At 47.6% G+C, this 6,655-nt stretch carries 9 protein-coding genes and 1 pseudogene; 5 read left to right on the top strand and 5 right to left on the bottom strand.

All coding sequences use genetic code 11. The features are described 5' to 3' along the window. The 4 genes and pseudogenes from H6G03_RS37640 to H6G03_RS36480 form a co-directional block, all read left to right on the top strand. The coding region (locus H6G03_RS37640; RefSeq protein ID WP_206756676.1) for a hypothetical protein at positions 1-245 on the top strand (245 nt) is incomplete at its 5' end. A gap of 19 nt (positions 246-264) precedes the next feature. Then, positions 265-477, top strand: a pseudogene (locus tag H6G03_RS36490) (Uma2 family endonuclease); the annotation flags it as partial. Positions 478-628: 151 nt separating this feature from the next. Beyond that, the gene (locus tag H6G03_RS36485) at positions 629-835 is read left to right on the top strand and encodes a type II toxin-antitoxin system HicB family antitoxin (RefSeq protein ID WP_190475728.1); all 207 of its coding nucleotides are present in this window, start codon (positions 629-631) and stop codon (positions 833-835) included. Further along, positions 828-1,085: a type II toxin-antitoxin system HicA family toxin gene (locus tag H6G03_RS36480; protein ID WP_190475726.1), complete on the top strand. Its 258-nt coding sequence runs from the start codon at positions 828-830 to the stop codon at positions 1,083-1,085. Before H6G03_RS36485 ends, H6G03_RS36480 begins: the two co-directional genes overlap by 8 nt. 572 nt (positions 1,086-1,657) lie before the next feature. On the opposite strand, the gene rpsU is transcribed toward H6G03_RS36480, so the two are convergent. Both rpsU and H6G03_RS36470 read right to left on the bottom strand, forming a co-directional pair. Then, entirely contained in the window at positions 1,658-1,846 is a 189-nt protein-coding gene (gene rpsU / locus H6G03_RS36475) for a 30S ribosomal protein S21 (RefSeq protein ID WP_190475724.1), read from the bottom strand. A gap of 222 nt (positions 1,847-2,068) precedes the next feature. Further along, positions 2,069-2,386, bottom strand: a complete 318-nt coding sequence (locus H6G03_RS36470) for an RNA recognition motif domain-containing protein (protein ID WP_190475721.1) — start codon at positions 2,384-2,386, stop codon at positions 2,069-2,071. A gap of 279 nt (positions 2,387-2,665) precedes the next feature. Between H6G03_RS36470 and H6G03_RS38565 the strand changes: the two genes are divergently transcribed. Then, positions 2,666-2,875 carry a DUF6464 family protein gene (locus H6G03_RS38565; RefSeq protein WP_242057062.1) on the top strand — a complete coding sequence of 70 codons (210 nt, stop codon included), beginning with the start codon at positions 2,666-2,668 and terminating at the stop codon, positions 2,873-2,875. A 144-nt stretch (positions 2,876-3,019) separates the two neighbouring features. Here H6G03_RS38565 and ftsH2 read toward each other — a convergent pair whose 3' ends face one another. From ftsH2 to sppA, 3 genes are all read right to left on the bottom strand, one after another. Continuing rightward, on the bottom strand, positions 3,020-4,912 hold the full coding sequence (gene ftsH2 / locus H6G03_RS36460; protein ID WP_190475718.1) for an ATP-dependent zinc metalloprotease FtsH2: 1,893 nt from the start codon (positions 4,910-4,912) through the stop codon (positions 3,020-3,022). A 312-nt stretch (positions 4,913-5,224) separates the two neighbouring features. Then, positions 5,225-5,617 (bottom strand): chorismate mutase, encoded by a 393-nt coding sequence (gene aroH, locus H6G03_RS36455; protein ID WP_190475715.1) that lies wholly within the window; start codon positions 5,615-5,617, stop codon positions 5,225-5,227. 166 nt (positions 5,618-5,783) lie between these two features. Then, the gene (sppA, locus tag H6G03_RS36450; RefSeq protein ID WP_190475730.1) at positions 5,784-6,605 is read right to left on the bottom strand and encodes a signal peptide peptidase SppA; all 822 of its coding nucleotides are present in this window, start codon (positions 6,603-6,605) and stop codon (positions 5,784-5,786) included. Between the last annotated feature and the right edge of the window lie 50 nt (positions 6,606-6,655).

The following is a 6,655-nucleotide window of genomic DNA, read 5'->3' as shown; positions in this document are numbered from 1 at the left end:
AAGCGAATCAAGCACAAAACGCTTGGTTAAGTGCGGAACCGCTCTTGTATGCGGCTTGGAGACAGGCGACCACGAAAATTAACTTGCGATTAGGAGGACAAGTTCCTCCTTCCTTTGGGAAATTCCCAGAGTCAGAGCGAGTCGCAGCGAAAGTTCAAAATGCTAACACTAAGAACTTGGATGTTGTACCAATTTGGGAGAGCCAAGTGGAGGTTTCATCGCATTTTGAACCCCCGTCCCTTTAGGGCTGGGGTGGCTTCAGCCTGGCTGCGTTGGTGGGATGCTAATGGTAATTTGTTGTTAGCTGGTAGCGAAAGAGCCGAATTGGAACGGCAGGAGAAAGAATTAGCACAACAACAAGCTGAAGAAGAACGACAACGCGCTGAAGAAGAACGACAACGCGCTGAACAAGAAAGGCAACGTGCCGATCGATTAGCCGCACAGTTACGTGCTTTGGGAATCGATCCTGAAGCTTAGAGCGTAAGTTATTTTTTAGTGGCAGGCGATCGATCTTTAACCTCAAATGCAAAAGCGATCGCCTCTTACCCAAAATTGTATTAAGTCAGCTTGGCAGTAATATGTTAACCTATAATAAAAAAGTTAAAATATAACCAACATTCTCAAAAAAATGTCTCGAACTTTCACCGCAATTGTTTATTGGGAAGAAGATGTATATGTTGCAGAATGTCCTGAAGTAGGGACTGCTAGCCAAGGAGAAACGATTGAAGAAGCGATCGCCAATCTCAAAGAAGCAACAGAACTCTATTTAGAAGAATTCCCTTTGCCTAAAACTTCTCCTCGTCTGTTAACTACATTCGAGGTGTTGAGTGCCTAAACTACCACGGGTCAGCAGTGTAGAAGCTATACGTGCTTTAGAAAACTTAGGTTTTGTGCAAGTGCGTCAGCGGGGAAGTCACCTCATTTTAAAGAAACAATTGCCAGTTGATGACAAAGCAAACCCTCAAGGGGTAGTAGAAGTAGGTTGTGTGGTGCCAGTACAGCGGAAAACTTTGGCAGTGGGAACTCTTAAAAGTATTTTAGAGCAGGCTGGTGTTTCTGTTGAGGATTTTTTGATGAATCTTTAAAGAATAAGCGAATGCTTTGGCTTAGCTTGCCGTAGGCATTCGCTATCTCCTATGACAAGCAACAAAAAACGCGATCGCTCTTGGGTATGATGTGAAAGTGCGATCGGCTCTCCAAAGTGAAACACAATCAACCTAAACTAAGGTTCGGATAAAATGAGAGCTATCGCCTTGTTGGGAAACACTCGTTTTGAATATGTAATTTGGCGAAGTCTTCGCTTTTTTCCATCTCTGCAAGCAATGCAAAGAAACTTAATTCAATTTCGAGCAAGCGATCGAAGTTAGTGAGGAGATTCTTAATTCAACTAAACCCTTCACTAGACATCTCCAAAAATTCTTGTGGGGTAGGCATCCTGCCTGCCCTTTGAGATTCTTTTGGGGGAGATGTCTATTATAGCCTCTTCTTTCCCTAACCCCTAATCCCTAACCCCTAACCCCTAACCCCTAACCCCTAACCCCTAACCCCTAATCCCTAACCCCTACCTCAAAATGCAGCAAGCGCATTGCCTGATGACAATGCGCCGCCTCTGGGGTTAATCAAAACTAATTAAACAAGTTGCAGTTGAAGAAAAGATTTACCGAGATTTGTTAAATCTCCTCTTGCGCCTTCTTGCAATAGCTTTGCGCTTGCGTTTTTCCGGAGGTGTCTCGAAGTGGCGCAGACGCTTTATATCTGAAAAAATCCCCGCTTTGGAGACCTGACGCTTAAATCGACGTAAAGCTGATTCAAGCCCTTCATTTTCCCCTACAATCACTTGGGTCATCGTGTCTACTCCTAAGCATGGGCTAGTAGCTGGATTGTTGCGATCGCTAGGTTAAGCGCTTTAGCAAACGTTTGCTGAGTGTGCGCTCTTGCAAGCCATCGCCTAAGAGAATCAAACAGCTTACATCGGGTAGAGCCATAAATAAAGGGAATTCAGTGTACCGAATACCCTCGAACAGGAGTTTACCGAATTAACTGCTACGCAATCCCTTAGCTGCAAAGCTTAATAGCGGCGAGAAGAGAATTTCCCACCACCATTACCGCCTCGGCGATCTCCACCGCGACCGCCGCCCCTATCCTCACGGGGTTTGGCCTTATTAACCTTCAGGTTGCGACCCATCCACTCAGCACCGTCAAGGGCATCGATGGCAGCAGCTTCTTGAGATTCTGCTTCCATTTCCACAAAAGCAAAGCCGCGCACGCGACCCGTTTCGCGGTCAGTAGGAAGCTGAACGCGCTTCACAGTACCATATTCAGCGAAAACTTCGCTGATGTCTTCTTGTGTAACTTCGTAGGATAAATTGCCAACGTAGATTGACATAAAGTCTCTCCAGAATCAGATGAAGTAGAGATTTAGATCCGGAGAGGCGCTTGTAAGTGTACTAACAACAAACTCTACCACCGAATTAACTCCCCTAAAAAGAGGTTAGCACAAAATCGAAACAAGCCAGCCAAAAGCTGCTTAATCCAGATAATATCGTTTCTGACCGAATATCCTAAAGTCAGGAAATTTGAATGAAGACAGGTACAGACGAGTGTGCTGAAGACATTGTTAATTTTTTTGGTTGCTTTAATACCGCCGCTAATTTCTGTATGGGTGATGCGTAAAGCAGAGGCGCGAGCGCGAGAAAGGCTGAGAATTGCGATGGATAGAGCTGCCCTTGCACCCCTGGTTATATCGCCGCCACCTGCTGAACTCGAATACATTGGTGACACCAGCTGTAAATTTAATGCTCGTTCGCCCTACCTGCGTTGTACAGTCAATCCGTTAGGGCCATGTCAAGATTGTCCCCACTATCAACCGCGATAGCGGTTTCTGTGCGTTGCTAGTGACATCCTCCTACACCGAATCAAAGATTACGGTGTAGGCTTCCCAAAATCACTTTTGGGCATTCACAAAAAAAGGGGATGATTTACACCATCCCCTTCAAACCATTCACCTAGAGTGTTGAGATTAAAATTGAGCTACGTACTGTTCCTTCTCCGGTAGAACAGTGTACTCAGCAACGATCTGCCGAAACTCTTCACCCTCGATCGTTTCTTTTTCCACCAAAAGATCCACCACTCGATCGATCGCAGTCCGATTCTCGCGAATCATCCGCTTCGCATCCTCGTAACAATGCTCCACAATCTTGCGTACCTGAGTATCAACACGAGATGCAATTTCTTCAGAATACTCCGATCGCGTCATCAAGTCCCGACCCAGAAACACCTCGCTGCTTTGACTTTCCAACGACAGCGGGCCTAAGTCCGACATCCCGAAGCGCGTCACCATTTGCCGCGCCATCCCCGCAACTTGTTGCAAGTCGCCACCAGCACCAGTAGTCACCTCAGCATCGCCGAAGATCACGTCTTCTGCCGCACGACCGCCCAAAGCAGCAGTAATGCGTGCTTTCAGTTGGCCTCTGGAAACCAAACCTTGCTCTTCGTTAGGAGCGAACCAAGTCAAACCGCGAGCTTGACCGCGAGGAATCAAGGTAACTTTTTGTACCGGGTCGTGGTCTTTGAGCAGCGTACCGACGATCGCGTGACCGATTTCGTGATAAGCAATCAAACGCTTCGTCTTGCTATCCACCAAAGGCGTACCTTCCATCCCGGCCACAACCCGGTCAACCGCATCGTTGATTTCCAGCATAGTAATTGCTTCTTTGCGGCGACGTGCAGTCAGAATTGCCGCTTCGTTGAGCAAATTCGCCAAATCCGCACCGCTAAATCCGGGAGTGCGACGAGCGATCGCATCCAAAGAAATTTCTTCTGCTAATTTCTTATTACGGGCGTGGACTTTGAGAATTTCCAACCGGCCATTAATATCCGGTGTATCAACTGTCACCTGCCTGTCAAAGCGTCCCGGACGCAACAAAGCCGCGTCGAGAACATCAGGACGGTTAGTAGCCGCGATGATAATGATACCGCTGTTACCTTCAAAACCATCCATTTCCGTCAGCAGCTGGTTGAGAGTTTGTTCCCGTTCGTCGTTACCGCCGCCGATACCAGTACCGCGCATCCGTCCGACCGCATCAATTTCATCGATGAAGATCAGACAGGGGGCGTTTTCCTTTGCTTTTTTGAACAAGTCGCGCACGCGGGAAGCGCCCACACCGACAAACATTTCAACGAATTCCGAACCGGAGATACTGAAGAAAGGAACGCCTGCTTCACCGGCAATTGCTTTGGCCAGCAAAGTTTTACCAGTTCCGGGAGGGCCAACCAGCAACACCCCTTTGGGAATGCGAGCTCCTACAGCGCTGAAACGTTCCGGTTGTTTCAAGAAAGTGACGATTTCTTGCAGTTCTTCTTTAGCTTCTTCGATCCCGGCCACATCGTCAAATTTGACACCAGTTTTAGCTTCCATCATGAAGCGAGCGCGGGATTTGCCAAAACTCATCGCTTGTCCGGGGCCACCGGGAATGTTGCTAGAGCGACGGAAGAGGAAAAACAATCCTGCTATTAAAAGTATTGGAAAAACGAGATTACCTAATAATCCCCAAATTGCGCCATCGTTGCGAATCGGATGGATGGCAAAGCTAACTTTTTCTTCTTTAAACTTGGAAATCAGTTCCGGGGCGTTTGCAGGTAAATCGACTCGCCACCGTTGCAGTTGATTGCTCAGTTCCGGTTGCGGATCGATACCTTCGACAATTGCGGTTCTGCCACCTTCGTATAAATCGACACTGGTAACTCGACCGCTATCCAGGTAATCCAAAAAGCGACCGTAGGTCATGCGGGTACTGGCGGTGTTTCTGCTGGCGTCGATGGCAGATGTTGCAAATGCTCCTTGCCACAGGAAAAAACCAATGACTAAAGCAGGCAACGTCCACAGTAATACGACTCTCCAAGAAAATTTCATAGATGGGTGGCCTCTAATTGCGAGTACGACTAACTGGTTACCGATCTACACCAATTGCGATTTTTAACCGAGTCAGATAATTGCTTGATTTTTCAGCCGATGTCTCACATCAATCGCCAGAGGGGCGATTTGTAAAACACAAAAATGATAACGGCAAACAAATCTTAATTAAATTTAACCTAATTCTCATGAATAGAGCAAGCCTGGGGAAAAGGGGTTAGGGAAAGTCAAAAGTCAAAAGTCAAAAGTCAAAAGTAGGAATTTCTTCTCTCTCCCTCTTTCCCCTAGCCCCTAATCCCTAATCCCTAATCCCTAAAGCGACAGCGTACTTGCGGGTAAACTCCAATCAGGTCTGAGGTTTTGGGCTTTCCGCAAATAGGGATGGTAAATTTTGACGTGAGGATATGGAAGATTAACGTGGATGAGGAAGCGAATGCAGCGGTCTAAGTCTCCCGGAACGTGCATCTGCTGGACATCTAACAGAGGAACGTTTTCCCAACCGGGACGGCGACGAGCGATCGCCGCCGGGAAAATCGCATCCAAATCGCGGGTGGCAGAGAAAATCGCACTTATGATATCGTTGGGGTCTAAATGATTGCGCTTTTCCAGTTCGTCTAGCAGTTCTGTGACTGCTTCTCGAATTGCCTCAACCGAATTTTCCGAGGCAGTGGTTGCCCCACGAATTGCTTTAACTCGCCACTCCACGCAAAAATCCTCCTTATTATCAACGCGAATATAAATACGATCGATGGATAGATAAACTCAAAAGCCGTTGTCATTATGGCTGAAGCACTGCTGAAAAGTCAGCAGTGCCCCGTGCAATGTTAACAAAACCTGCTATATGAACTACAAACCACTTTTTGTCTCAACTTTAAGGTCTATAGATCCACAGCGGCAGACCGTTGGTAGACATTTCAAACTCTAACCACTCCATACCAGATGATAGTCCAGATACCTTCTGGTTGTTTCCCGACAGCAGGCGACTCAAGACGGGTTTGCGTTCTTCAAAGTTGTAGCAGCGGGTTTTTTCGGGGTCGAGTCCCGCCAATTCTGCTGCCCAGCGGCGGGCATCTTCCTCAGTACCCAAGCGATCGACTACACCCAATTGTAACGCTTGTTCTCCTGTAAAAATGCGTCCGTCTGCGAAACTCCGAACAGTTTCTACTGTGAGCTTCCGTGCCTCGGCAACCGTTTGCACGAACTGTAGGTAACTGGTGTCGATCAGCTCTTGGAGTATATTTTTTTCCGGTTCTGTCAGCTCTCGGTCAAAGGCCATAATGTCTTTGTACGGGCCGGATTTGATCGTTTTGAAAGAAACGCCAACTTTTTCCAGCAAACGTTCTAGATTATTGCCGCGCAGGATCACTCCAATGCTGCCCGTCACCGTGCCTGGGTTGGCTATGATGTGCTGGGCTCCCATACCGATGTATACGCCCCCGGAGGCGGAAATATTACCAAAACTGGCCACAATTTTGACTTTTTCTTGCAGACGCTTTAGAGCGCTGTAGATTTCTTGGGAATCGCCCACTGTGCCGCCAGGACTATCGATTCGCAGCAGTAAGGCGGGAAATCGTTTTTCCTCGACGGTTTTGAGGGCTTCCAGAACCCATTTGCGGGTCGGGCCGGCGATCGCGCCGGTAATTTCAATGCGGGCTATTTGTTTGCGAAACTTAGGCTTAAAAGGCCAAATCATAGTCGTCAAGGAATTTGCGATCCAGTGCGGGAGGGGAGTGGGGGAGTGGG

Origin of the sequence: Aerosakkonema funiforme FACHB-1375 (genome assembly GCF_014696265.1) — a bacterium.
GTDB classification, from domain to species: domain Bacteria; phylum Cyanobacteriota; class Cyanobacteriia; order Cyanobacteriales; family Aerosakkonemataceae; genus Aerosakkonema; species Aerosakkonema funiforme_A.
This window is presented reverse-complemented; position numbering and strand designations above follow the sequence as displayed.

Bases quoted from the DNA above. Each gene is read 5' to 3' on its own strand.
- rpsU (WP_190475724.1), bottom strand. From the start codon at position 1,846: ATGACCCAAGTGATTGTAGGGGAAAATGAAGGGCTTGAATCAGCTTTA.
- H6G03_RS36470 (WP_190475721.1), bottom strand. From the start codon at position 2,386: ATGTCAATCTACGTTGGCAATTTATCCTACGAAGTTACACAAGAAGAC.
- H6G03_RS36485 (WP_190475728.1), top strand. From the start codon at position 629: ATGTCTCGAACTTTCACCGCAATTGTTTATTGGGAAGAAGATGTATAT.
- ftsH2 (WP_190475718.1), bottom strand. From the start codon at position 4,912: ATGAAATTTTCTTGGAGAGTCGTATTACTGTGGACGTTGCCTGCTTTA.
- H6G03_RS38565 (WP_242057062.1), top strand. From the start codon at position 2,666: ATGCGTAAAGCAGAGGCGCGAGCGCGAGAAAGGCTGAGAATTGCGATG.
- sppA (WP_190475730.1), bottom strand. From the start codon at position 6,605: ATGATTTGGCCTTTTAAGCCTAAGTTTCGCAAACAAATAGCCCGCATT.